Raw genomic sequence first — 24,080 nt, forward strand, 5'->3', positions numbered from 1 at the left:
TTACGCGAAGTCTACTCTTTTAAAAGTGTCTTTACTTTGAAAAAAGGGACACACAGGTGTCCCTTCCTATATTATTTCTTTACTTGTGACATAACTTCTTCTGCAAAGTTCTCTTCACGTTTTTCAAGACCTTCTCCAACTTCAAAACGAACAAATGATTTAGCTGTTGCGTTTTTAGCCTGAAGGAATTTACCGACTTTTTGATCTCCATCTTTTACAAACGGCTGATCAAGAAGACACACTTGCTCAAAATATTTGCTTAGGCGACCTTCTACCATTTTTTCTACAATGTTTTCTGGTTTACCTTCATTTAGAGCTTGTTGCTTAAGAACTTCACGCTCACGATTCACTTCTTCAGCTTCAACTTCGTCACGAGATACATATGTCGGACGAATAGCTGCAACATGCATCGCTACATCTCTAGCAAGATCTTCATCAGAAGAACCACCAATTACTGTTAATACACCAATACGTCCACCTTGGTGAAGGTATCCGCCAAATACATCTCCATCTTCTTTCTCAACAACTGAGAAACGACGTAGAGATAGTTTTTCACCAATTTTAGCGATTGCTGAATTGATGTATTCTTGAACAGTTTGTCCACCATCTTTAAATGGTTGCTCAAGCGCTTCTTCAACTGTTGCAGGTGACTTAGCAAGTAAATGCTCAGCAAGCTCTTTAACTAGAGTTTGGAAGCCTTCGTTTTTAGCTACGAAGTCTGTCTCTGAGTTTACTTCAACGATTGCTGCTTTGTTACCATCTGTAACAACAGCTGCAAGACCTTCAGCAGCTACACGATCTGCTTTTTTAGCTGCGCTTGCGATTCCTTTTTCACGTAGAAAATCGATCGCTTTTTCCATATCACCATCAGTTGCTGTTAGTGCTTTTTTACAATCCATCATACCTGCGCCTGTTTTTTCGCGCAATTCTTTTACCATACTAGCTGTTACTGCCATGTATTCGTCCTCCTCTAATTTCGTACAAGAATTAAATCCATCGAACGTAACAAAAAGAGTCGTAAAGGGTTTCTCCCCTTACGACCCTTTTTGGAAACGTCATTAAGCTGTAGTTGTTTCTTCTTCAACTTCCGCTTCTTCTTCTTGCTCTTCATGAGCTGTCGCTTCAATAACTGCGTCAGCCATTTTACCAGTAAGAAGTTTTACTGCACGAATTGCATCATCGTTACCAGGGATTACATAATCAATCTCATCTGGATCACAGTTTGTATCAACAATCGCAACGATTGGGATGTTCAACTTGTGAGCTTCAGCAATCGCAATACGCTCTTTACGAGGGTCGATAACAAACAAGGCATCAGGAACGCCCTTCATATCTTTAATACCGCCTAGAAACTTCTCAAGACGATCTTTTTCTTTGTTTAGAAGAATTACTTCTTTTTTCGGAAGAACATCAAATGTTCCGTCCTGTTCCATTTTTTCTAGGTTTTTAAGACGTTTGATACGCTTTTGAATGGTTTCAAAGTTTGTCAACGTCCCACCAAGCCAGCGTTGGTTAATGAAATACATTCCACAACGTGCTGCTTCGTCTCTTACTGAGTCTTGAGCTTGTTTCTTTGTGCCGACAAAAAGGATTTTTCCTCCGTCTGCAGCAATGTCGCGAACAAAATTGTACGCTTGCTCAACTTTTTTGACCGTCTTTTGAAGGTCAATAATGTAGATACCGTTTCTTTCTGTGAAGATGTAGCGATCCATTTTTGGATTCCAAGCGACGAGTTTGGTGACCAAAGTGTACACCAGCCTCGAGCAATTGTTTCATGGAGATAACTGCCACATCAAACACCTCCTCTTATATTGGTTTTTGTCTTCCTCCGCTCTCATCATCTTTCAGTGACACTAGTTGCCCAGGCACCCTCACTAAAATCAGAGGCGTGTGTAATAAACACCGTGGATTAATATACCATATGATACTGGCTGTTGCAACTATAAGTTTGGTTATTGTTGAAATTTGATGATTAAATCTACTTCACCTTTACCCATATTCATTTTTTTTGCAATATCATTAGATGACATCCCTTGATTATGAAGGGAAAGAACCATTGCTTGTGGGGATTGATGATACGTTTGTTTTTGTTCTTGGTGATTCGTTGGCATAGGCGGTTGATAAGGCTCTGATTCCAATTTGTTTGCCTCTTCAGTTATCGTTTCAAATGTAGAGTCATTCGCATGGCTATTACTATCTAGATGGTTCGCTACTTGCTGGAGGACACGTTCATTTCCTTCCTTTATCTCATCAGCAAATACAAAGAGGGATTGCTCTACCTCTTCCCTTGCTCGTTCACTATCATCAAGACGCTGTTGAATTTGCTTAAGTTGGCGTTCGGTTGTTTGCAATCGAATAAAAAGAAAGCCTACAAGACATAGGCTCAGAATACTATAGACAATGGCCACAACAACTTTCCTCCTTATGTTGAATAATCAATATATGTACCTTTATCCGGGTGATGACTTTTAGGAGATGAGTGTGGTTCTTCTTGTTTCTTTCTTTTTTTAGTTGGCAAGTTACCTTTTGCAGATGCAGTAAACCGAGCCGCATTGTTTAAATCAGAGCGTGGCGTTTGTTTACTAGCGTTTTGATCTGATTGTCGTTGCGCTTCGGCAAGCATTGCTTCATTCATTTGTACTCTCTGCTGTAATTGTGTTTGCTGCTTGCTTCCCTTAAATGTATTAGATAAAGAACCTAGTGCTTCAATTGGCTTAAAACTCATCGTCTCCTCCTAAAACATCGATTTCTTACCGAGGCTGCTTTTCCATTGCCTGCTTTAATTTAAACAAGGCTTTAGAATGAATTTGTGAAATTCTTGACGTTGACAGTTCAAGGATGTGACCAATCTCTGTTAAGGTTAATTCTTCATAATAAAACAAACTAACGACAAGCTGTTCCTTTTCCGTTAGGCCTGAAATGACTTCAGCAAGTTCTGCTTTTGTTGCTACCTCAACAAGGGAATCCTCAGGTGTTTTTGTTAACTTATCTTCAATTGTTGCAGCAAATGACTCTTGTCGTTCTGCTTCCTGGGTAGGCTCATCGATCGATAATATATTGGCAACAAATTGCTCTGCCATAATTTGAGCCACATCTGCTTCATCCATATTCAAAAATGTCGCCACTTCTGCACTCGATACATAACGACCTTCTTGCTGCTCCAAACGTTCAGAAGCTGCTTCCACACGTTTAATTTTTTCTCTCATTGAACGAGAAAGCCAGTCCTCCTTGCGTAAACCATCAATAATGGCTCCTCGCACACGAAAAGAAGCATACGTATCAAATTTTAAGTCTCGATTTGGATCAAATTTTTCAAGCGCGTCTAAAAGGCCGTACAAACCATGACTTGTTAATTCATCCTTTCGTACACTTCCAGGCAATCCAACTGAAATACGTTGTACGTGAAATTGCACTAACGGCAGATAAATACGAACCAGCTGATCACACGCTTCCCTACTTCGGTCAGTGAACCAATCTTTCCAAATCTTTTTTTCATCCTTTACTTCTACATTTGGCAATCTACTGCACCTCCATATCATCATAATGACAACGAATTGAGTGTTAAATAACTTTTGTTCCTAGATGAACGGTACGAATGGTTAACGCGTGTGTCAGGGGATCAAATAAAATAGTTCTACCATTTTTTCCACCTGTGTCTTCAGCTATTATTGAGATTTTTAATTCTTCAAGCTTTTCCTTTACCGCTATTACATTTCGTTCTCCAACACGCATCATCTCGTTACCCGCAGAAGCAAACATCTGAGCTCCGCAAGCAATTTTTGCTTCTAGTCGATAGGCTGAGGCTCCTCTGCTAATCAATTGATTGACTAGCTCCGGAATGGCTACATCAGCAAATTTCCCAATCTTATGCTCTCTATTACTAGAAATCGAGACAGAGGGCAGCATAATATGGGCCATCCAGCATGTTTTGTGCCATGTTGATAGATAATGACTCCTACACAGGAACCTAATCCAGACGTACGTAATGCTTTTGATTTATCTGAGCATGCGAGTTCGGCCATTCCGATTGTGATCACATCATCATTCATCGATCTTGACCCCAAGTGATTTAAACAATATTTCAAATGAATCTGGATCAAACAAAAGAAGAATACTTCCAAAATTTCTAGTTGTTTCTTCCCCATCTATTTTCATATGCGTATCAATAAATATAGCGACATCACTTTGAATTAACAGCCTGCTTAACCCATGACTGATAATAGCACCAAGCCATATCAATTGAAAGATCTGGCACACCTCGTGAGACCTTAAGTCCAGTTAGGTCGGCAAAAGCAGACAGGTAGGAACCGATCACAATGTTTCCCGCTTCAAGAAAAGCAGATTGTCCATACTCTTGACTCTGATCCTTTGAATCCTCGGATATGCCTGTTAACTGCTGGATTAATGTAATGGATTCAGAGACATCTGAAAAAAAGTACACGCTGCCGGGAGTGTCTCCATGAATTTGTGCATAGATAGCGGCAATCTCATTTTCAGTACCTCCCATCCGTTCGGGAAGCTCTTCAAATGGGATAACCTTAGCTTCAGGAATACTCATCTCAATTGTTTTTCCAAGTAAAGCCGATAATGAGGTGGCAGCATGTCCCGCCCCGATATTTCCAATTTCTCGAAGGACATCCAAATGAGTTGAGTGAATAAAGTCATAGTTTTTCAGATAAAACACTCCCTTCTTTAACAGCTAGAAACGATTCGTTTTGCGAGATCTTGTAAATGGACAACCTCGTCCACTTTAGTGGTTCGAATCGCCATCTTTGGCATTCCAAAAACCACGCTTGTTTCTTCAGACTGCGCCAGAGACCGACAGTATGGGTTCTCTTTTAATTGTTTTAAGCCTTCTGATCCATCTGATCCCATTCCAGTCATCACAACAGCAACCACCGCACCCTCTTTTAGTTTGGCGATAGAGTGAAAGAGAACATCAACAGAAGGACGATGTCCATTCACAACAGGTGCAGTTGTTAGACGACAGATCCACTCTCCCGATTGCTCTAAAACCTGCATATGTTTACCACCTGGAGCAATATACGTAGTGCCTTTTTCAAGGATATCCCCATCGCTTGCTTCCTTCACATGAATGTCGCAAAGTGTGTTTAATCGATCGGCTAGCGATTTTGTGAATCCTTGAGGCATATGCTGAACAATCACAATGGGTGCAGGAAGTGTGGTTGGGATATTCATCAAAACTTCCTTTAGAGCCTTTGGTCCACCTGTTGAAACACCAATGGCAACTAGTTTTCTAATCTGACTTGCCATTGGTGGCATTAAAACAGTCGGCAAATCTCGCTTTGGCATCTCATCAGGAATAACGACTGTTGCACCAGCTGCAAGCTTAATTTTTTCTTTTAATAACTCTGCAATCGTGAATAAGTCTAGTGAGATGGAACCACTTGTTTTTGAGACAAAATCAACGGCCCCGTGTTCCATTGCAAGCATGGTTGTATGTCCACCAATTTTTGTTTGGCTACTTACCATAACCACTGGTGTAGGTCGTTCTTTCATAATTCTTTTTAATGCGCCAAGACCGTCTAAAACCGGCATTTCTACATCCATCGTGATAACATCCGGCTTAAGCTTTAAATTTTTAAGTGCTGCATCTTCACCATTTCTAGCCGTTCCTACAACTAGAATAGCTGGATCCGATTGTAGGATATCTGTTACAACCTTACGCATAAACGCAGAGTCATCTACAACTAACACCTTTATCTGATTCATGTTTGAATACTTCCTATCTATGCTTTAGTATTCTTCTTTTGATTAATGACTGAAGTAGAAGTTGAAATCCATCTACTTAGCCTTTTGAAAAACTGCGCTGACTCTACTTCTGGTGTTTGATCCGTCACAATACTTAGATACGTCTGAACAATTTGTCTTGTTGCCATACTTACTTTTGATTGTTTTTGATACACAGAATAAGGAACCTGCGACTTCACCGCTTTTGATACAAGTCTGTCATGAGGCACACTACCTAGCTTTTTTAATTCAAGCATTAAAAACTGGTTAGCTACTTGAGACAAATTTGTAAGTGTACGAATACCTTCCTTCTCAGAATCGGTTTGATTGGCAACGGCAAAGACATGTGGCTTCTCGGGCAATTTTATTAATTGTTTTAATAAACTATAGGCATCGGTTAGTGCTGTTGGCTCCGGTGTTGTCACAATGAACAAATCATCCGCTGATGCGAGAAGCTCTAAGCTCTCGTCTGTTACACCGGCTCCTAAATCCAAAAAGATATATTCGTAATGATTACCTAAAATTTGTAGCTGTTGCTGAAAATAACTCAGATCCTCTGCTGAAAAATGAGCCATATCTGTTAAACCAGAACCACCTGCTATGTAGGAAACACCATAAGAGGTTGATTCTATAACATCCCATACAGACAATCGGTTTTTGATCATATCAAGTAGATGGTGTGATTGCTGCACACCCATAATCACATCAATATTGCCCATACCACTATCCATATCGAGAATGACGGTACGGTGACCTAGAGCATGTAAGCCTATGGCGATATTGACACATAAATTTGATTTTCCGACTCCGCCTTTTCCACTAGCAATAGCGATGACACGCGCACGACTTGTTTTTTTCATCATTCTTCGTAAGCTCTCAGCTTGATCCATCGTGAACGATTCCTTCCATAACGGCTTGTACAATCAATTCTTCATTCGCGTGAACCACATCATCAGGAACATTTTGACCATTCGTCAGATACGCAATTCCGAATTTCTCATTTAAGCAAACATTAATCAAAGCTCCAAAACTAGTCGTTTCATCTTTTTTAGTGAAGATCAGCTGATAGACGGGCAATTGTTTAAATTGATTCATAACTGCCACCATGTCCGAGTATTTTGACGTTAGTGCTAATACAACATATAAAGAGGCTTGTTCAGATAAATGAATCGTTTTCTGTAACTCTTTTAAATAAAAGTCATGAGTGAAATTCCGCCCAAGCTGTATCAACTAAAAGTAGATCATAGTCAGAAAACTTGTTTGTTGCTTCATGAAAATCTTCTATTGAATAAACAACTTCAATTGGTACATCTAAAATAGAGGCATAGGTTTTTAACTGTTCAATTGCTGCAATACGGTACGTGTCCGTTGTTAAAATCGCAACCTTTTTTCCATGCTGTAGTGTTGCCTCAGCAGCAAGCTTTGCAATCGTTGTGGTTTTTCCTACACCTGTGGGACAGCAAAAATCATGTATTTTTTATCAAAAAGTGAACTTCCGATTTTAACCTCTTGCAAACGTTTCTTAAACCACTGCTTTGTAAAATTGTACACAGCAAGTGGAGTACGTTTTTCTTTATCCTGACTGTACCAAAAACCAAATAGATCCTCTTTCAGTTCATGACGAATCTTTGTATGAACATCCTGTTTCTCAAGCTCTCGGTCTAAGTGCAAGATGATATCTGGAACATTCATTCTTTCTATTTGACTTGCTTGCTTGACAAGAGCGGGAGATTTTATAACTTCTGCTCGTTTTATCTCTGGAGCTGCTGCAACAACCTTTGGATTAGGTGTAACATTTGAAACAGGATCCACTGCCGCTGTTACCTCAAGTTTCTTTTTGGCAAAAAAGCCAAACCAACCACCCGCTGTTATTTCTTTTGTATGCAGAATAACAGCATCACTACCAAGTTCAGTCCGAATTTGATTTAACGCCTCAGGCATTGATTCTGCTTGGAATTTTTTTAGTTTCATTCTGCATTCACCACCCCAACACTTTGAACTTCAACATCCACCTCAAGCTCATTGTAAGAAAGCACAGGTACATTTGGTAAATACCTCTCAAGTAACTGCCTAACATACATTCTCACAGCAGGTGAACATAACAGTACTGGCGTTTGCCCCATTTGTGATAAACGATTTGTTTCTTCAACAGCCGAATCTAAAATCTTTTGCGAGTGAGCTTGATCCATTGATAAAAACGGACCGTGATCCGTCTGTTGAACAGAGTCTGCAACAATCTTTTCAACGGAACCACTTAATGTCACAACGTAAAGTGGTTCATTTTTAGTTGATACTTGAGTTGAAATTTGCCTTGATAATGATTGTCTTACGTATTCCGTTAGTAAATCCATATCCTTTGTCAACTGCCCATAATCCGCTAATGTTTCAAAGATCATTGGTAGGTTTCGTATGGATACATTTTCTTTCAGTAGATTTGTTAATACTCGTTGCACATCACCAATAGATAATAAGGCTGGTGTTGTTTCTTCGACAAGAACAGGATACGTTTCTTTCAGATGATCAATCAACTGTCTGGTTTCTTGACGGCCTAATAATTCATGTGCATGACGTTTAATGATTTCGGTAAGATGTGTTGAAACAACAGAAGGTGGATCTACGACCGTATACCCCGACATCTCTGCTTTCTCCTTCATATCTTCACCAATCCATAATGCTGCAAGTCCAAAAGCAGGTTCGATGGTCTCTACACCGACAATACTTTCATCTTCAAAGCCAGGACTCATCGCCATATAATGATCTAAGAGCACTTCGCCTTTGGCAATTTCGTTTCCTTTAATCTTGATTACATATTCATTAGCCTGTAGTTGTATATTGTCTCTAATTCGAATAACTGGCACAATCATGCCCAACTCAATCGCCATTTGTCTACGGATCATGACCACTCGATCGAGTAGATCCCCACCTTGATTTGTATCTGCAAGTGGAATAAGTCCATATCCAAATTCAAATTCAATAGGATCAATCTGAAGAAGATTCACCACATTTTCTGGTGATCTCATCTCATCTGATGGAGTCTCTTCAGAATCGTCCAATGGCTGATCCAGGTCTGGTGCTCGTGCTTTCACGTTCTGCAATTGCCAACCTGCAAACGCAAGTAGACCAACCATGGAGAAAGTCAACAACTTGCTAATTGGTGTCGCCACCCCTAACAAAAAGATTGTTCCTGCAGTTACATATAGTAATTTCGGATAAGCAAAAATTTGTTTCGTAATATCTCCACTTAAACTTCCTTCAGATGCTGCTTTTGTCACGATGATGCCTGTTGCAGTTGATATCAACAATGCCGGAATTTGAGAAACTAATCCATCACCAACAGTTAGAAGAGTATAAGTAATGACGGCCGTATTTAGATCCATACCCATTTGCATCATCCCAATGATGAGTCCAACAATCATGTTAATCGCCACAATAATGATGCTTGCAATGGCATCCCCTTTTACAAATTTACTGGCACCATCCATTGATCCATAAAAGTCTGCTTCTTTTTCAATCTTTTCTCGACGTTGTTTTGCTTCTGAATCAGAGATCAAACCAGCATTTAAATCTGCATCAATACTCATTTGTTTTCCTGGCATCGCGTCTAGGGTGAAGCGTGCCCCAACTTCAGAAACCCTCTCTGCCCCTTTTGTAATAACGATAAACTGAATAATAACTAGAATAATAAAGACCACAAAACCAACAATGGCGTTACCACCAATGACAAAGTTCCCGAATGTATCAATGACATTACCTGCATCCGCATTTCCTAAAATAGATCTGGTTGTTGAAACACTTAATCCTAATCGGAAGAGTGTAATTAATAGCAGTAATGTCGGAAAGATAGAAAACTGTAGTGAATCTGTTGTATTCATTGCGACTAATATGATTAAAAGTGATATGGATATATTAAAGATAATCAGAACATCCAGTATGGGAGGTGGAAGTGGAATAATTAACATTACGATAATTAAAATCACACCAAACAATACAACTAAATCTTTTATTTTCATTGCTACTTCAACCTCCCTTCTTTAGTTCTTTAGGCTACTTTTTGTAGCCTCAGTTTCTTTTAATCTGTACACATAGGCTAATACCTCTGCTACTGATTTAAACAAATCCGTTGGCACTTGTTGACCTATATCTGCTTGACTGTATAAAGCTCTTGCTAAAAGGCGATTCTCAACCATTGGGATCCCATGCTCCTGTGCCCTTTTTTTATGCGTTGTGCGGAGAAATCCACACCTTTTGCAACCACAAAAGGAGCTTCTGCTTTACTCTCGTCGTACTTAAGAACAACCGCAAAGTGAGTTGGGTTTGTAATCACAACATCGGCATTTGGAATTTCTTGCATCATCCGTTGCATCGCAAGCTCCATTTGCTTTTGTTTTCGTTTTGATTTGATCCGCGGATCCCCTTCAATATTTTTGTGCTCATCTTTAATGTCTTTTTTTGACATTCTGATTTGTTTTTCATGATCATAGCGCTGATAGATATAATCTGGTATCGATAGAATCATTAATAAAATCGCAACTGCAAGGCCCATCATAATGGTCAGCCAACCAATCACACCCATTGCATCCGTAATAGATTTCTGAGACAAGAGCATCACCTCATCTAAATGGGTCCAAATGATGATGACTACTGTTGTTCCGACAAGTGAAATTTTCAATACAGACTTTGCGAGTTCAACTAACGCTCTAGCAGAAAAAATTCGCTTAAATCCTTTAATCGGATCCAACTTATTTAACTTTGCTTTTAGTGGCTCTGTTGAAAACATCGCCCCTACTTGAATAAAGCTACCAAATGTACCTGCAAATGCAGCGAGCAACATAAGCGGAAGCACTGCGAGTAGTGCCTGTGTCGAGATGGTTAGAAACATTCTTGCAACCGACTCAGGTGTAACCTCCGTTATCAAGTAGTTCGTGAAAATCTCTCTCTGCATATCAGCGAACATTGACACAATCATGTTTCCGCCGTACATCCAGAGAAAGAGAAAAACAATCAGCATCATTAAAGAGGTGTTTACATCTGTACTTTTTGGAACTTGTCCCTTTTTTCTTGTTTCATCTCTTTTTTTGGGTGTGGCTTTCTCTGTTTTTTCATCTGCAAAAAATTGCAGATCAAGTTTGATAAGAGCCATTTCATCCACCCCCAAGTAATTGCAGAAGCGTTCGCATCGTGAGTATTGTCTCATCAAACAACTTTTGTACAATCATCATAAACACACCCATATAGACCATTAACAAAGGCAAACCAACTAAGATCTTTAATGGCATACCAACCACAAACACATTCATCTGTGGAACAGTTCTTGATACCATTCCTAAAGCCAGATCAACTAAAAATAAGCAACCGGCAATCGGAAACGCGATTTGAATTGCAACAATAAACATTGTCGCTAATATAGATACCGCTTGATTGAGAATTCGTTCATCACCAAAAGGTAACGTCAATTGATCAAGTGGCACATATTGATAGCTATAATAGATCCCATCAAGCAACAGGTGATGACCATTAACCGTTAAAAGAAATAACAGCGCAAATGTATATAAGTAACCGCCTGTTAGCGGACTTTGTGCTCCTGTTTGTGGATCTACTACATTCGCAATCATAAATCCCATTGTAAAATCAATGAGTCCCCCGGCAACCTGGATGGCGTATAGCAGGATCATCGCAGCCAAACCAACAGCAAGTCCTACACCAATTTCTTTTATAATGAGTAAAATATAATTCCAATTAAAGACAAGCTCAGGTATATCAAAGGCTAGCACCATAATCCACGCAAGCATTAACGAAAGTCCTAGTTTAAACATCATAGGTATTGACCGATGAGAGTAGAGAGGCAATACCACCATAAATGAACTAACACGTATAAAAATTAATAAAAAGGCCGGCAAATACGCCATTAACTGTGTCATTATCCAATAAACCGATGTAAGTTAGAATAGATTTGATACGTGAAATTTGTAATTTGGCCAAGCATCCATGGACCAAAAATAACTAGCGCAAATAGCACACCAACAATTTTCGGAATAAATGCTAGTGTTTGTTCTTGAATTTGTGTTGTTGCCTGAAAAATACTTACAAGTAAGCCAAGCACCAATGCAATAATAAGAAGAGGGCCTGCTACAAGCAGCACGGTCCATACGCCATTTTCAGCGATTTGAATAACAAATTCCTGACTCATATAAACACCCTCTCCTTACTGGAAACTAAGTAATAACGATTGGACGATTAAATACCATCCATCTACAAGTACAAATAATAAAATCTTAAATGGTAAGGCGATCATAACTGGTGGAAGCATCATCATTCCCATTGACATCAACACACTTGCAACGATCATATCAATCACTAAAAAGGGAACAAAAATTAAAAAGCCAATTTGAAAGGCTGTTTTTAATTCACTGATAGCAAATGCCGGAACAAGTGCCGTAAGCGGGATCTCCTCCAAGCGACTCAGGTCTTTCCAATCCTGCATAGCCCATAAACAATGCTAGATCTTTTTCACGCGTATGTTTAGACATGAACTCTTTAATTGGCGCAGTAGCGCGATCAAATGCCTCTTCTTGAGAGATTTCATCATTTGCAAAAGGCTGTAATGCCTCCGTATTAATCTCACTTAATACAGGTGCCATGATAAAAAATGTAATAAAAAGTGCAATACCAATTAACACCTGGTTAGGCGGCATGGATTGAGTAGCTAAGCCCTGTCTAACAAAAGAAAGCACGATGATAATCCGCGTAAAACACGTCATCATAATTAGGATAGAAGGAGCTAGGGTCAAAACTGTTAACAGCAGAAAAAGCTGGATCGTAGTCGCTGCATTTTCTGTAGAGCCTGTTAACCCTGTTAAATCAAAGTTGTTTAATATTCCTGTAGCAGGAAGTATAATTTCATCCACCGTCATGGCTTACGCTCCTTTAATACCTTTTCAAGCTCTTGTTGTGAATTTGACGCTTCTTTTAGCTTTTCTGAAAACAAGTCTTGAAAGGAGGTTTGTGTAGCCGAATGACCTTGAATAGATGATTGTTGATTATGAGAACGATTCAGCTTGGATTTCATCCAGTCAAACGCTTTTTGTGCTGGTACCTGGAGCTGTTGATCCTGCTCATTTTGAAGTTTCACCAATTGCTCTAGCTCATCTTCTGAATCAATTTCTTTTAATAACTGAATCGATTCACCTACACCAACAACAAGTACACGATTTCCCACCTTAATAAGCTGAACGGATCGGTTAGGACCGAGTGGAACGCCTCCGATATTTTCGAGAAGCTGTGACTGTCGAAAGGTTTTTGTCCGTTTACTTAAGAAACGAAGTAAACCATAGATGAGAGCAATGATTAGAGCAAGCGAGCCAATTAGCTTAAGAATCGTTAAAAAACCGCTATCTTGATTACCAAAAGGAACAGCCTCTCCCTCTGCATCATCACTAGAGTCAGCGTCTTCGCTAACCCTCCATCCGCCTTCATTGCTGTTTTGATCCTTACACTCATCCGATCTATTTTGATCTACGTACTGACAGTCAGCTGCCTCAACTGTTGAAACAGGAGACAAGCTGATACTGCCAAAAGCAATCAACACCAAAAGCAATTTAACCGAGTGTTTTGTTAATCGCATCTATCACTCGCTCCGCTTGGAAAGGCTTCACAATAAAGTCTTTAGCACCAGCTTGAATGGCATCAATAACCATTGCCTGTTGCCCCATTGCAGAACACATAATAATTTTTGCATTAGGATCAAATAATTTGATTTCTTTTAACGCGCTAATTCCGTCTTTTTCAGGCATCGTGATATCCATTGTGACAAGATCAGGAGATAGATCCTTGTACTGAGTGACAGCTTCATTTCCATCCGCTGCCTCTCCCACTACGTCAAATCCGTTTTTTGTTAAAATATCTTTAATCATCATTCGCATAAATGCTGCATCGTCAACTACTAGTACTTTTTGTCCCATATTAATCATCCCTTCAAGGCTAATTTAAATTACGAATTCGTTCTGCTTGGCTTACAATATCCGTTACTCGCACACCAAAGTTTTCATCTATTACCACAACTTCACCTTTTGCAATTAGTTTTTCATTAACTAAAATATCAACAGGCTCACCCGCTAGCTTATCTAGCTCAATAATAGAACCTTGTGTGAATTCAAGGATATCTCGTATGGATTTAGTTGTACGACCTAATTCCACTTTTACGTTTAATGGAATATCGAGCAACATATCCAGATTGCCAGATTGTGAACTTGATAGTTGCGGCTGATCAAAGCTCGCAAACGCAGCAGGTTGAATATCACTTGACCCTCTACCTGACATGCCTCCAACGTGCTGATTTGTTTCTCTTGGTGCAGTATAAGTAGGCTGAACCGGATTAGCTTGTACCACTTTTTCCGGTTCCGGATTAGTGACCTCAGGAGAGGAGACTTCAGCTTGTGGTGTCTCATCAGTTGGACTCGTTAGATTTTTAATAAATTCCTTTGCAAATGGTAATGTAACAATTTGCATGATTTTTGAATCAATTAAATCCCCAACCTGTAATTGAAACGAGATTTTGACTAGAACCTCCTCTGAAGGTACATAATCCGTGTTCTCTCCATTTTTAATATCCATTACATCAACAGAAGGAGGAGAGATATCAATCTTCATGTTAAACAAAGTAGACATCGATGTAGAAGCTGAACCCATCATTTGATTCATTGCTTCTTGCACTGCGCTGATATGCATATCCGTCAACTCTTCTAAAGGATTCGTTCCATCTCCACCTAACATGAGATCAGCAATAATCGCTGCATCTGTGGTCTTGATCATTAATAGATTTGTTCCTTCAAAGCCTTCTGTATACTCAACTTGCACAGCAACATGAGGACGCGGAAACTCTTGTTCTAGGTTTTTCTTCTCAACAACGGTTACCTGAGGTGTAGTGATATCTACTTTTTGATTTAACAAAGAAGATAAGGCCGTCGCTGAACTTCCAAAGGAAATATTACCAATCTCCCCTAATGTGTCTTTTTCCATATCTGTTAAATACTCAGTTACATCTAACTCAGTTATTGGATCATCTTTTTGATCATCTGGATCCATCCCATTAAGCAATGCATTTATTTCTTCTTGAGAGAGCATGCCGTCACTCATTCTTCTGCCTCCTCTAATACGTCCGTCACTTGAACAGCTATTCTATTTTTTTGTTTTCCAGGCTGAGCCAAATACTTGGTTTCTCCACCAACACTTAACATTAACGGATTGTGTATTGACTGGTTTAGTTCAATGACATCTCCAGAACCCAAGTTTAGAAATTCCTCAATTGTCATCTCAGACCTGCCGAGCTCTGCCTGGACAAGCAATGGTGTATCTCGCACCTGTTTCTCAAGCTGTTTCTGTTCATTCGGACTGCGTAGCTTTTTGTTCTCCTGTAACCAATAATGATTTGATAGCTTTGGTAAAATCTCTTCAAGCACCATATGTGGTAAACAAATCGTGATCATACCAGTTGTCTCCGCAATGTTCGTTGCCAGTGAAATAACTACAACCGTTTCATTTGGAGGAACCATTTGCAAAAACTGCGGATTCACTTCAATCTCATCTAAAATTGGATCCATCTCCACAACAGAACTCCACGCTTCTGTAAAACTATCCAATGTTCGCTGGAACAATGCCGACATGATTTTTGTTTCAATTTCTGTTAAGTTATCAATTTTATTGACACTGATTCCTTTTCCACCCATTAAGCGATCAAGCATGGCATACGCAATATTCGGATTCACTTCCATCAAAATCCGACCATTTAACGGAACGGGTTCAAAGACATTCAAAATGGTCATCTTAGGAATTGAACTGATAAACTCTTCATATGGCAGCTGATCAACAGAGGCTACATGAATCTGAACAAAGGTACGAAGCTGAGCTGAGAAAAAGGTCGTTAACAATCTTGAGAAGTTTTCATGAATTCTTGTCAGGCTACGGATTTGTTCTTTTGAGAACCTGAGCGCCCTCTTGAAGTCATATACTCTCACCTTTTTCTGTGTTTCTTCTTTTTTTAGCTCCTCCGCATTCATTTCACCAGTCGATAAAGCGGATAAGAGTGCATCAATTTCTCCTTGCGATAATACATCTGCCAATGGCCTCACCTCTTAATTCTTAGCCTTACTTATTGTAGAACCCACTCAGTCATATACACCTTTTGAACAGAACCTTCTTGCATCAATTCATTAATTTGTTCTTTTAACTCTTCCTCAAGCTTTGTTTTCCCATCAGGTCCACTAAGCTCGGTAGCTTCTTTTCCTGACAGGGTTGTGATAATAATATTAGTCACTTGAAAATCTCGTTTTTCAAGTTCATGTAACGCATCTTTACTATCTAATTGAATTTTATATTTTGAACGAACAAAACCATTGTTCAACAAATTTGTCGTTAGTTCTTCCGTATCATACGAACGTTCTATGATTTCATCGATTGTAGGCTCTGCATTTTCCTCTGCTTCTGCTGTGATATAATCCCAGGATAAAAAGACAGCTCCTCCAGCTACAGCAAGAGTTAAAAACATAACAAGCAGTACAACGGATATCTTACTTTTAAACACTTATTTCCCTCCTTTTTTAAAGACCGATCCTAAAACCCCCACTTTTCCGAAGCGATCATTAATTAGGTCATAGACTTCTTCAAGTTCATTACGTACAATGATTTTCTTTCCACCAATTAAAGTGATACTTGTCTCAGGAATTGCTTCAACTTGCTCAATAAGTAATGCATTTAACAAGAAAAATTGTCCATTTAGTCGTTGTAATCGTATCATTTTATATGTAGCAGGCACTTAGTGTGCCTGCATGCCTCCTATAAGCGAATCTCTTAGTTATCGTTTAAGATTAAGAAGCTCTTGTAAAATCTCATCTGAGGTTGTAATAATTTTTGAATTAGATTGGAATCCACGCTGCGCAACAATCATTTCTGTAAACTCTTCAGAAAGGTCAACGTTAGACATTTCAAGAGAAGATGCATTAATTGCACCAGTGCCGTTAGCACCTGGAGCACCGATTGCAGAAGGTTGACCAGAGTTAGCTGTTGGAACAAACAGGTTTCCACCGCTTTTAGATAGCCCGCTTGTATTCGCAAATTTCACTAATCCGATTTGTCGTTCATCGACCACAACATCCTCATTTGAACCTACAATGTTTATCGAACCGTCCTTACCAATTGAAAAACTTGAGATATCATTTAAATCTCCGCCTACCATATCAATCACACTGATTGTTTGATCATCACTGCCTAAAACACGATAGCCTTCTGCCGTAACTAAATAGCCACCCTCATCTAAATAGAAATTTCCTGAACGAGTGTAAAAAGTCTGATCACCGTCTGTTACTGCAAAATATCCTTCTCCTTCAATAGATAAATCAAGAGAACGTCCTGTAAATTGACTAGTAGAACCCTCATGAATTGTATCAATTGAACCAAGAGATGAACCTGCCCCAACTTGCTTGGAGTTAATCCCACCACGACCATCTGCTTGAGCTGCTGTTGCTCCTGCTAGCTGTTGACTGACTAAGTCTTGGAAGGTTACGCGGCTTTTCTTAAAGCCGTATGTGTTTACGTTTGCGATGTTATTCCCAATGACGTCTAGTTTTGTTTGAAAGTTTTTCATACCAGAAATGCCTGAATACATTGATTTAATCATTCTAATACGCTCCTTTTTTGAAACTGCTTCTATCATTCCACAGTTTGTGGCATCCCTTATTGGGTCCTGCCTAATTTTATGAGTCTAAAAGAATTGTTCCGTTAATATTTGTGAAAATATGACTGGATGCTTCCTGCCGATTTAACGCTGTAATGATCGTCTGATTTTTTGTGTTTGCTACTAAGGCCGCACTCTTTGTTACAACCAACGCATCGGTGATTCCCTTTTTGCCTGCTTCCTTAAGCTTCTCATGAATCGTATTCCACTCGGCTTGATTCATTTGAATACCTCTTTGAGTCAGCCGTTCATTAGCATGTTTGCTAATCGTTAATTGGTGACGCTCTGATTGGAGCAATTGACTAAATGTTTCACTTCGAGCAGGTTGTCTTACATTTGGTTGAATCTGATGGTGTTGGAGCTTGCTTTGAATAGGTAGATTCGGGTCAATCATTCGCTTGGTTCCTTTTCGGGCGTTGCTTCTACTCCAGCTTTGGCAACACCTACTATTTGGGTATCAAAAATCCACGTACCGTCTTCAAGACCTATCTGAAGAAAACCTTCTTTATTGTATTTAACAGATGCAACTTTAGCTGTTTCCTGTTCACCCGTTAATTTATCTGAATCAGCGACTTCAAATGTAATTTCCTTACCAATCAACTCACTGTATTTTAATAACGTTTGATTCGCTTGTGATTGGACAAAGCCTTCGAGCGTTTTATTCATATTGGTCATTTGTTCTAGGGAAGAGAATGTGGCCATTTGTGCGATGAATTCTCTGTCATCGACCGGATTACTTGGATCTTGGTTTTGCAGCTGAATCAAAAGCAACTTTAGAAAATCGTCCTTGCCTAAACTATCACTTTTTTGAACTGCTTGTGTTTGTTTCGGTAGCAAATAGTCATTAGTTATCGACGTCATCGATTTCACCTACATTCCTTATGTTGAAAAAAGTCCTTCTAAAAGCGTCTTAAATGAAAAACTTACTGTGTTAGCAGTGTCTTCTTTTTCATCTTGTTTACTTTGGTGTTGGTCTGAGCCTTCATCGCCACGCTGCTGCTGATCCTGCAGCATAGATTCCTCAACATCAATGTGTTCTAAAGGTATGTTGTTAGTTGCCAAAGCTTGTCTTAATTGTGGCAGACTGCGTTCCACAAGATCTTTTGTAGCAGATGATTCAGCAACAATTTGAGCCGTTAGTTTCTGTCCTGTTTGAATCAATTGAATTTGCAGCTTTCCAAGATGTTCTGGAAAGAGCTTTAACGTAAATTGAACTTGACCATCCTTTAGTTGCGTCATCGTTCCTTGTTGAAAGATACGCTGCAACTGTTTAACAAAACGTTGCTCTTCAGATCGTTGCAGTGATTCAGACTCTACTGGCTGTTGACTTTCTTTTGTACTAGTCATTTGCATCGAAGGAACAGATCGCTCAACACTTATTAAAGGCTCTGTTTCATTCGCACTATTTGGTGTGATTACACCAGCTGTACTATTGTTCACTTCAGGTACCTTTGATTTTAATGAAGTTCTGGATGGTGCCACATCAATCTGACTATCTTTATGACTTGTAACTTCCTCACTTAACAGACTTGATTGTCTGGTCATCTGGGATTGTGGATCTTGATCCATTGACTTCAATTTTTGTTCTACTGGCTTAAACTGCTGCAATAACTTTTCAAGCTTATCACTTGTTTCTAGCTCAGCTGTTGGATTAGAAAAAACATTTTCCATTGCTTTGAATGTTTGTTTCAGATCTTTTAGCAATAAACCGAGTGTTGCTTTGCCTTCTCCGGTCAAAAACGATTCAACTTGTTTTGAAACAAACGTAAATTCTTCTGTTTCTAAAAATTGTGTGTTTTGACTCATTAAAACCTTGCTTAGCTGTTCAGCTTTTTTAAAGGATTCAATTCCTTCCAGGCTCTTTGTAGGGAGCGTCATTTCCAAATCTTCTTGTTCTTGATTTTGAGCGAGATTTGATTGTTGACTAGTAAATGTAGGCAACAGATGTAACGGAATGACTTGCTTTACCACTGACCGGATTTGATCTGGTGATGGTGTACGCCCTGTTTCCATTTCTGGACTTTGTCGTCCTTCATCAAGCGTTTGTTGAGTTTGCTGTTCACTAATTGACGGTTGCGTGACCAATGGCAGTAGCAAGGTTGTTAATGCTTCTACATCTAAAAATTCTGCAATCGAATCAGCATCATACATTAGCAGTGGTTTCATCACATCTTCAATATCTTGTAGCTCTAATTCCGGATTTTCATCAGCAACGGACTCAGATGTAGATGCTCTTCTTTGTAAAGTGACAGCAGCATTTGATTCTTGACGCTCTGGAGACTGCATTCGTTGAAGAAACTCTGCAAAAGCTGGCACTCTTTCCATTGAATCTGATTCTCTAGAAACATCTGTTTGTAAGCCTTCTAAGAATTTTCGTTCTAAGCCCACAGAACGATCACTTAATGCTTGGTGCTATCCCAAAGGATTGTACAAAATGATTCACTAATTCACCTCCTTTCAACTTGTTTCTTCAGACCAAATCCTTACAACTGCTGCCGCTTTTTCCGTATCCATCTTTGCAAGTATCGCGGACTTGGTTTCAGCTTTAACATCAGCAAGTTGAATGATCACTTCATCCACGGTCAGTTCATTTAAAATCGCCGCTGCTGCTTTTGCAGACATTAGTTCATAGGTTTTTGCAAGCTCTTTACTCCGATCTACAGTGGTTTGAGATGCAACGTCTGTAGCCGCGGTCTGCTCTTGTTCTGCCACAGTTGACTTTATAGATTCAAGTTCATCCTGGGTTTCTGTTAAGCTTAGTTGCGCTTGTTCAAGATCTGATTTTGTTTGTTCAAGTTCAACTAGTAGACTATTATTTTCGGCCTTCAGATCATTTGGCGTTTCCGTTTCAGCCACAACTAGTTCTTCACTAACTAATGAGGAAAGTACTGGTGTGTCAGCCGCCCACTTCTTGCCACTTGCAATAACATCAATGCCGATTAAAGGTCCAATAAAAAACAACGCAAGCATAAAAACAACGACTAATGGTAGTAAAACTGCTAACAAAAATGTTTTGAATCCATTGCCTTTCTTTTTTTCATTTGTCATGACTTCACCCTTTTAGTGTCTAACAAATCGCTGAATGGAAATTTCGTCCATACTTAGTTGTTCCAGACGTTTTTCCTCCAACGTAAACTGCATGTATTTTTTTTCGCGAATTTTTTCATGTTTTTTGTGTTCAAAGGACGCATCAATGAGTAGTTGCTGCTTCTCATCCATCTTTTTTCTAGCAAGTTGAGTCAGATGTTGTTGTTTCTGAATCGCTTCCTGAAGAAAGAGCATACTTGATTGCATTGATTGAATATCTTGAATCGAAACTTTTTTCGCTAGTTTTAATCGAGCATCTGCCTCAAGCGATTCTTTTCGCTTTAATAAGTGATAAAGTGCCGTCGCTACCTCTTCAAACGTTTTGACAGCTTGCGAGTATATATTTTCTGCCTCTTCCTTTTCACGCTCTTTTATATCCATTAGCTTTTGTAAGGAATACTGAAAAATCAATACCTCTGCCTCCTTAGAATCGATCAACTAAACGTTGTTCAGTGTCTTCGAATGTGACTTGTTCTTTGGTCTCTTGTTTGATAAAAGCAAGAATATCTGGATGCGCTCCTACTGCCTCATCTAGCTTGTGATTGGATCCTCTTTTATAAGCTCCAATAGAAATTAGATCCTCTGCATCCGTGTATACAGACAACAATTCGCGTAAATGGGCTGCTGAAGCTAGGTGATTCTCAGACACAATATCACTCATTACTCGAGATACACTTTTTAACACATGAACAGCTTGGAAACTGACCTTTGTTAGCTAGCTGTCGGTCCAACACTAAGTGACCATCAAGAATACCTCGTACTGCATCAGCAATTGGCTCATTCATATCATCACCATCAACTAAAACGGTGTAAAATGCCGTGATACTGCCATGAAGGTTGGTCCCTGATCTCTCAAGAAGTCGTGGCAACATAGCAAAAACAGAAGGTGGATACCCTTTTGTTGTAGGAGGTTCTCCAATCGCTAGGCCAATCTCTCGTTGAGCCATGGCAAAGCGTGTGACCGAATCCATCATGAGGTTGACGCTTAATCCTTGATCACGAAAGTATTCAGCAACAGCTGTAGCCGTCAGTGCACCTTTTACACGCATAAGCGCAGGTTGATCCGATGTTACAACTAATAGGACCGTTTTTTTCATACCTTCTTCTCCAAGGTCCCTCTCAACAAAATCCTTTACCTCGCGTCCACGCTCTCCAATGAGTGCAATAACATTTACATCAGCTGCGGAATATTTTGCAATCATCGCGAGTAATGTACTTTTACCGACACCACTACCGGCGAAGATTCCCATACGTTGACCCTTACCAACACTAAACAGTCCATCGATGACCCTTACGCCTAAACCAAGTCGTTCTGTTATACGAGGCCTGGAGAGTGGGTTTGGTGGAGCTTGTTCGGCAGGAACCCAACTAAATGACTCATCCGGAACGAGCTCTGTCATTGGCCTACCAAGTCCATCGATGACCTGACCGATTAAACCGTGACCAACTGGGATGGTTAGAGGCTGTTCTGTACACTCAACCAGATTACCTGGTGCAATATCGATCGTATCTGAAAAGGGCATGAGCAACACGCTATTTTCTCGGAAGCCAACTACTTCTGCTTGTATTCGTCCATTCCCATCTCTACCTGAGTGAATGACACAAATATCTCCTACAGCAGCCGTTGGACCTGAGGATTCAATGGTTAACCCAACAACTCTTGTAACCTTTCCATACCACTTATGAACAGACATCAAGGGCACTGACTCAAACAGAGCTTGATTAATCATGTGTAAGCTCCTTTTGTTTTTCAAGAAGCTGTTTCTTAATCTCAGCAAGCTGTTGATCCATTGATGTGTGCAGACGACCTTGTTTGGTTTCAATGATGCATTCCTGTTCATCAAGCTGATGATCGGGTATAACAAGTAATTGTGTGGTAGAAGGCAAAACAGTTGTGAGCTCTTGCTTTTGTTCCACCGCAATTTGGTACCATGTTGGATGAACAAACAGCTTTAAGTCTTCATGCTCTCTCGCTTCATAAATTTGTTTCTTTAAAAATTGAATCGTGTTCTGATCAGATTCTAACGCTTGGCCAAGTACTTTCTCAGCTAGTAGGTAGGCAAGTCTGATCATTTGAGGTTCAGCTTGTTTTAGTAGGGTATCTCGCTCTACACTTGCCTGCTCAATAATGGATTGGGCTTCAAGAATTTTATCGCTGTAAGTCGCCCAAACAGACTGCTCACCCTGCTTGTATCCTTCTTCATATCCTTGTTTACGATTTTCTTCAAAAAGTTGTTCAGCCTGCACTGACATTTCTTGTTCCTTACGTTCAAACAACTCTGTTAGTTGTTCTGATTGCAGCTCGGCTTCATCCATCATTTGCTGTGCTTGTTTTTCCATTTCCTGCAGTCTCTTTTCAGCCATCAATTGTTCTGAAGGATGTTCCTCATCAGTTAACGTCTGTTCCGACTGCTGATGAGGACTATACAATGGTTTTATCGCAATCATTCTCTTTGGCTGCGTATTGGATTCAGTATGAGATTTAATAATCCTAGACAAGGACGTCATCCCCTCCGCCTCTGGCCACGACAATCTCACCAGATTCTTCGAGCTTACGGATCACTGCCACAATACGAGATTGTGCTTCTTCTACATCACGTAAACGTACTGGACCTTTATATTCCATCTCATCACGGAATGCATCAGCCATTCGTTGTGACATATTGCTAAAGACAATTTCTTTTACTTCTTCGCTTGCTACTTTCAGTGACAACTGTAGATCTTCATTTTCAACATCACGAATAATGCGTTGAATGGAACGATTATCCAATGTGACGATGTCTTCAAAGACAAACATTCTCTTCTTAATTTCTTCAGCCAACTCCGGATCTTGAATCTCGAGTGCATCTAAAATGGTACGTTCAGTTGATCGATCAACCCCATTTAGAACTTCAACAACTGCTTCCACACCGCCAGCTTCTGTATAATCTTGAGTAACAGACTGGGAGAGCTTTTCTTCTAATATCATCTCAACCTGACTGACAATCTCAGGAGATGTACTATCCATTATCGCAATACGTCTTGCAACGTCTGCCTGTACTTCTTGTGGCAGCTCCGATAAGATTTGTCCTGCTTGTGATGAATCCAAATAAGAAAGGATTAAGGCAATCGTCTGCGGGTGTTCATGTTGTATAAAGTTAAGAATCTGATTTGGATCAGCTTTTCTAGCGAAATCAAACGGTCTAACTTGCAAAGTAGAAGTAAGTCGATTAATAATCTGCATCGCACTTTCTTCTCCAAGCGCCTTTTCTAAGATGCTTTTGGCATAACCAATTCCACCCTGTGAAATGTAATCTTGAGCCATCACAATATGGTGAAATTGTTCAAGCACCTCATCTTTTACAGAGCTTTCTACTTTCCGGATATTTGATATCTCTAGAGATAGTTGTTCAATTTCTTCTTCCGTTAAATGCTTATAAATTTGAGCAGAGACATCGGGACCAAGAGAGATAAGTAATACAGCTGCTTTCTGCCTGCCCGTTAGTTCTTTATTTGAAGCTCTTGCCACCTTCTCTGC

At 39.7% G+C, this 24,080-nt stretch carries 28 protein-coding genes and 4 pseudogenes; all 32 read right to left on the minus strand.

All coding sequences use genetic code 11. The features are described 5' to 3' along the window. Positions 1-71: 71 nt before the first annotated feature. The 32 genes and pseudogenes from tsf to fliG all read right to left on the minus strand — a co-directional run bounded on the left by tsf (position 72) and on the right by fliG (position 24,071). Positions 72-956, minus strand: a complete 885-nt coding sequence (gene tsf, locus NDM98_RS03790; RefSeq protein ID WP_251604746.1) for a translation elongation factor Ts — start codon at positions 954-956, stop codon at positions 72-74. Between the two features lie 102 nt (positions 957-1,058). Next, positions 1,059-1,791, minus strand: a pseudogene (gene rpsB / locus NDM98_RS03795) (30S ribosomal protein S2). Positions 1,792-1,952: 161 nt separating this feature from the next. After that, positions 1,953-2,408 carry a DUF6115 domain-containing protein gene (locus NDM98_RS03800; protein WP_251604748.1) on the minus strand — a complete coding sequence of 152 codons (456 nt, stop codon included), beginning with the start codon at positions 2,406-2,408 and terminating at the stop codon, positions 1,953-1,955. A 14-nt stretch (positions 2,409-2,422) separates the two neighbouring features. Continuing rightward, the gene (locus NDM98_RS03805; RefSeq protein WP_251604750.1) at positions 2,423-2,725 is read right to left on the minus strand and encodes a hypothetical protein; all 303 of its coding nucleotides are present in this window, start codon (positions 2,723-2,725) and stop codon (positions 2,423-2,425) included. A 25-nt stretch (positions 2,726-2,750) separates the two neighbouring features. Then, positions 2,751-3,518, minus strand: coding sequence for a FliA/WhiG family RNA polymerase sigma factor (locus tag NDM98_RS03810; protein WP_373370353.1), 768 nt, complete (start codon positions 3,516-3,518; stop codon positions 2,751-2,753). A gap of 43 nt (positions 3,519-3,561) precedes the next feature. After that, positions 3,562-3,906 carry a chemotaxis protein CheD gene (locus NDM98_RS03815; RefSeq protein WP_307728646.1) on the minus strand — a complete coding sequence of 115 codons (345 nt, stop codon included), beginning with the start codon at positions 3,904-3,906 and terminating at the stop codon, positions 3,562-3,564. A gap of 274 nt (positions 3,907-4,180) precedes the next feature. Continuing rightward, a complete protein-coding gene (locus NDM98_RS03820) occupies positions 4,181-4,684 on the minus strand; it encodes a chemotaxis protein CheC (RefSeq protein ID WP_251604751.1) in 504 nt (167 codons plus the stop codon). 8 nt (positions 4,685-4,692) lie between these two features. Further along, complete coding sequence (locus tag NDM98_RS03825; protein WP_251604753.1) at positions 4,693-5,733, minus strand: protein-glutamate methylesterase/protein-glutamine glutaminase; 1,041 nt, start codon at positions 5,731-5,733, stop codon at positions 4,693-4,695. Positions 5,734-5,750: 17 nt separating this feature from the next. Next, a complete protein-coding gene (locus NDM98_RS03830; RefSeq protein ID WP_251604755.1) occupies positions 5,751-6,641 on the minus strand; it encodes a MinD/ParA family protein in 891 nt (296 codons plus the stop codon). Continuing rightward, complete coding sequence (locus tag NDM98_RS03835) at positions 6,628-6,981, minus strand: flagellar biosynthesis protein FlhF (protein WP_251604756.1); 354 nt, start codon at positions 6,979-6,981, stop codon at positions 6,628-6,630. The genes NDM98_RS03830 and NDM98_RS03835 overlap by 14 nt, the downstream gene beginning before the upstream one ends. Then, positions 6,950-7,225, minus strand: a complete 276-nt coding sequence (locus tag NDM98_RS24540) for a flagellar biosynthesis protein FlhF (RefSeq protein ID WP_373370389.1) — start codon at positions 7,223-7,225, stop codon at positions 6,950-6,952. The genes NDM98_RS03835 and NDM98_RS24540 overlap by 32 nt, the downstream gene beginning before the upstream one ends. Next, positions 7,195-7,722 carry a flagellar biosynthesis protein FlhF gene (locus NDM98_RS03840; protein ID WP_251604757.1) on the minus strand — a complete coding sequence of 176 codons (528 nt, stop codon included), beginning with the start codon at positions 7,720-7,722 and terminating at the stop codon, positions 7,195-7,197. Before NDM98_RS03840 ends, NDM98_RS24540 begins: the two co-directional genes overlap by 31 nt. Then, positions 7,719-9,761 (minus strand): flagellar biosynthesis protein FlhA, encoded by a 2,043-nt coding sequence (gene flhA, locus NDM98_RS03845; RefSeq protein WP_251604758.1) that lies wholly within the window; start codon positions 9,759-9,761, stop codon positions 7,719-7,721. The genes NDM98_RS03840 and flhA overlap by 4 nt, the downstream gene beginning before the upstream one ends. 21 nt (positions 9,762-9,782) lie before the next feature. Beyond that, a pseudogene (flhB, locus tag NDM98_RS03850) lies at positions 9,783-10,891 on the minus strand (flagellar biosynthesis protein FlhB). A gap of 1 nt (position 10,892) precedes the next feature. Then, positions 10,893-11,669 (minus strand): flagellar biosynthetic protein FliR, encoded by a 777-nt coding sequence (gene fliR / locus NDM98_RS03855; protein ID WP_251604759.1) that lies wholly within the window; start codon positions 11,667-11,669, stop codon positions 10,893-10,895. Beyond that, positions 11,669-11,938 (minus strand): flagellar biosynthesis protein FliQ, encoded by a 270-nt coding sequence (gene fliQ, locus NDM98_RS03860; protein WP_251604760.1) that lies wholly within the window; start codon positions 11,936-11,938, stop codon positions 11,669-11,671. The genes fliR and fliQ overlap by 1 nt, the downstream gene beginning before the upstream one ends. A 15-nt stretch (positions 11,939-11,953) precedes the next feature. Further along, positions 11,954-12,662, minus strand: a pseudogene (fliP, locus tag NDM98_RS03865) (flagellar type III secretion system pore protein FliP). Further along, positions 12,659-13,372 (minus strand): flagellar biosynthetic protein FliO, encoded by a 714-nt coding sequence (gene fliO, locus NDM98_RS03870; protein WP_251604761.1) that lies wholly within the window; start codon positions 13,370-13,372, stop codon positions 12,659-12,661. The pseudogene fliP and the gene fliO overlap by 4 nt, the downstream one beginning before the upstream one ends. Beyond that, on the minus strand, positions 13,347-13,709 hold the full coding sequence (locus NDM98_RS03875) for a response regulator (protein ID WP_251604762.1): 363 nt from the start codon (positions 13,707-13,709) through the stop codon (positions 13,347-13,349). The genes fliO and NDM98_RS03875 overlap by 26 nt, the downstream gene beginning before the upstream one ends. Positions 13,710-13,728: 19 nt before the next feature. Continuing rightward, positions 13,729-14,883: a flagellar motor switch phosphatase FliY gene (gene fliY, locus NDM98_RS03880; RefSeq protein WP_251604764.1), complete on the minus strand. Its 1,155-nt coding sequence runs from the start codon at positions 14,881-14,883 to the stop codon at positions 13,729-13,731. After that, positions 14,880-15,866: a flagellar motor switch protein FliM gene (gene fliM / locus NDM98_RS03885; RefSeq protein ID WP_251604766.1), complete on the minus strand. Its 987-nt coding sequence runs from the start codon at positions 15,864-15,866 to the stop codon at positions 14,880-14,882. Before fliM ends, fliY begins: the two co-directional genes overlap by 4 nt. A 29-nt stretch (positions 15,867-15,895) precedes the next feature. Further along, positions 15,896-16,327 carry a flagellar basal body-associated protein FliL gene (fliL, locus tag NDM98_RS03890; protein ID WP_251604768.1) on the minus strand — a complete coding sequence of 144 codons (432 nt, stop codon included), beginning with the start codon at positions 16,325-16,327 and terminating at the stop codon, positions 15,896-15,898. After that, on the minus strand, positions 16,328-16,558 hold the full coding sequence (locus tag NDM98_RS03895; RefSeq protein WP_308807678.1) for a flagellar FlbD family protein: 231 nt from the start codon (positions 16,556-16,558) through the stop codon (positions 16,328-16,330). It lies immediately after the preceding gene. 39 nt (positions 16,559-16,597) lie between these two features. Continuing rightward, positions 16,598-17,419, minus strand: coding sequence for a flagellar basal body rod protein FlgG (gene flgG / locus NDM98_RS03900; protein ID WP_251604769.1), 822 nt, complete (start codon positions 17,417-17,419; stop codon positions 16,598-16,600). A 76-nt stretch (positions 17,420-17,495) separates the two neighbouring features. Continuing rightward, positions 17,496-17,870 carry a TIGR02530 family flagellar biosynthesis protein gene (locus NDM98_RS03905; RefSeq protein ID WP_251604770.1) on the minus strand — a complete coding sequence of 125 codons (375 nt, stop codon included), beginning with the start codon at positions 17,868-17,870 and terminating at the stop codon, positions 17,496-17,498. Continuing rightward, positions 17,867-18,337, minus strand: coding sequence for a flagellar hook assembly protein FlgD (gene flgD / locus NDM98_RS03910; protein WP_251604771.1), 471 nt, complete (start codon positions 18,335-18,337; stop codon positions 17,867-17,869). Before flgD ends, NDM98_RS03905 begins: the two co-directional genes overlap by 4 nt. An 18-nt stretch (positions 18,338-18,355) precedes the next feature. Further along, positions 18,356-19,864 carry a flagellar hook-length control protein FliK gene (locus NDM98_RS23815; protein WP_251604772.1) on the minus strand — a complete coding sequence of 503 codons (1,509 nt, stop codon included), beginning with the start codon at positions 19,862-19,864 and terminating at the stop codon, positions 18,356-18,358. Between the two features lie 69 nt (positions 19,865-19,933). Beyond that, positions 19,934-20,524 (minus strand): MotE family protein, encoded by a 591-nt coding sequence (locus NDM98_RS03920; protein ID WP_251604773.1) that lies wholly within the window; start codon positions 20,522-20,524, stop codon positions 19,934-19,936. Positions 20,525-20,536: 12 nt separating this feature from the next. Further along, positions 20,537-20,974: a flagellar export protein FliJ gene (gene fliJ, locus NDM98_RS03925; protein ID WP_251604774.1), complete on the minus strand. Its 438-nt coding sequence runs from the start codon at positions 20,972-20,974 to the stop codon at positions 20,537-20,539. A gap of 13 nt (positions 20,975-20,987) precedes the next feature. Next, positions 20,988-22,293 (minus strand): annotated as a pseudogene (gene fliI / locus NDM98_RS03930) (flagellar protein export ATPase FliI). Next, entirely contained in the window at positions 22,286-23,062 is a 777-nt protein-coding gene (gene fliH, locus NDM98_RS03935; RefSeq protein WP_251604775.1) for a flagellar assembly protein FliH, read from the minus strand. The pseudogene fliI and the gene fliH overlap by 8 nt, the downstream one beginning before the upstream one ends. Next, the gene (gene fliG, locus NDM98_RS03940; protein ID WP_251604777.1) at positions 23,055-24,071 is read right to left on the minus strand and encodes a flagellar motor switch protein FliG; all 1,017 of its coding nucleotides are present in this window, start codon (positions 24,069-24,071) and stop codon (positions 23,055-23,057) included. Before fliG ends, fliH begins: the two co-directional genes overlap by 8 nt. Positions 24,072-24,080 lie beyond the last annotated feature (9 nt).

The sequence above is a fragment of the Alkalicoccobacillus plakortidis genome (genome assembly GCF_023703085.1).
In the GTDB taxonomy this organism is placed as follows: Bacteria; Bacillota; Bacilli; order Bacillales; family Bacillaceae_D; genus Alkalicoccobacillus; species Alkalicoccobacillus plakortidis.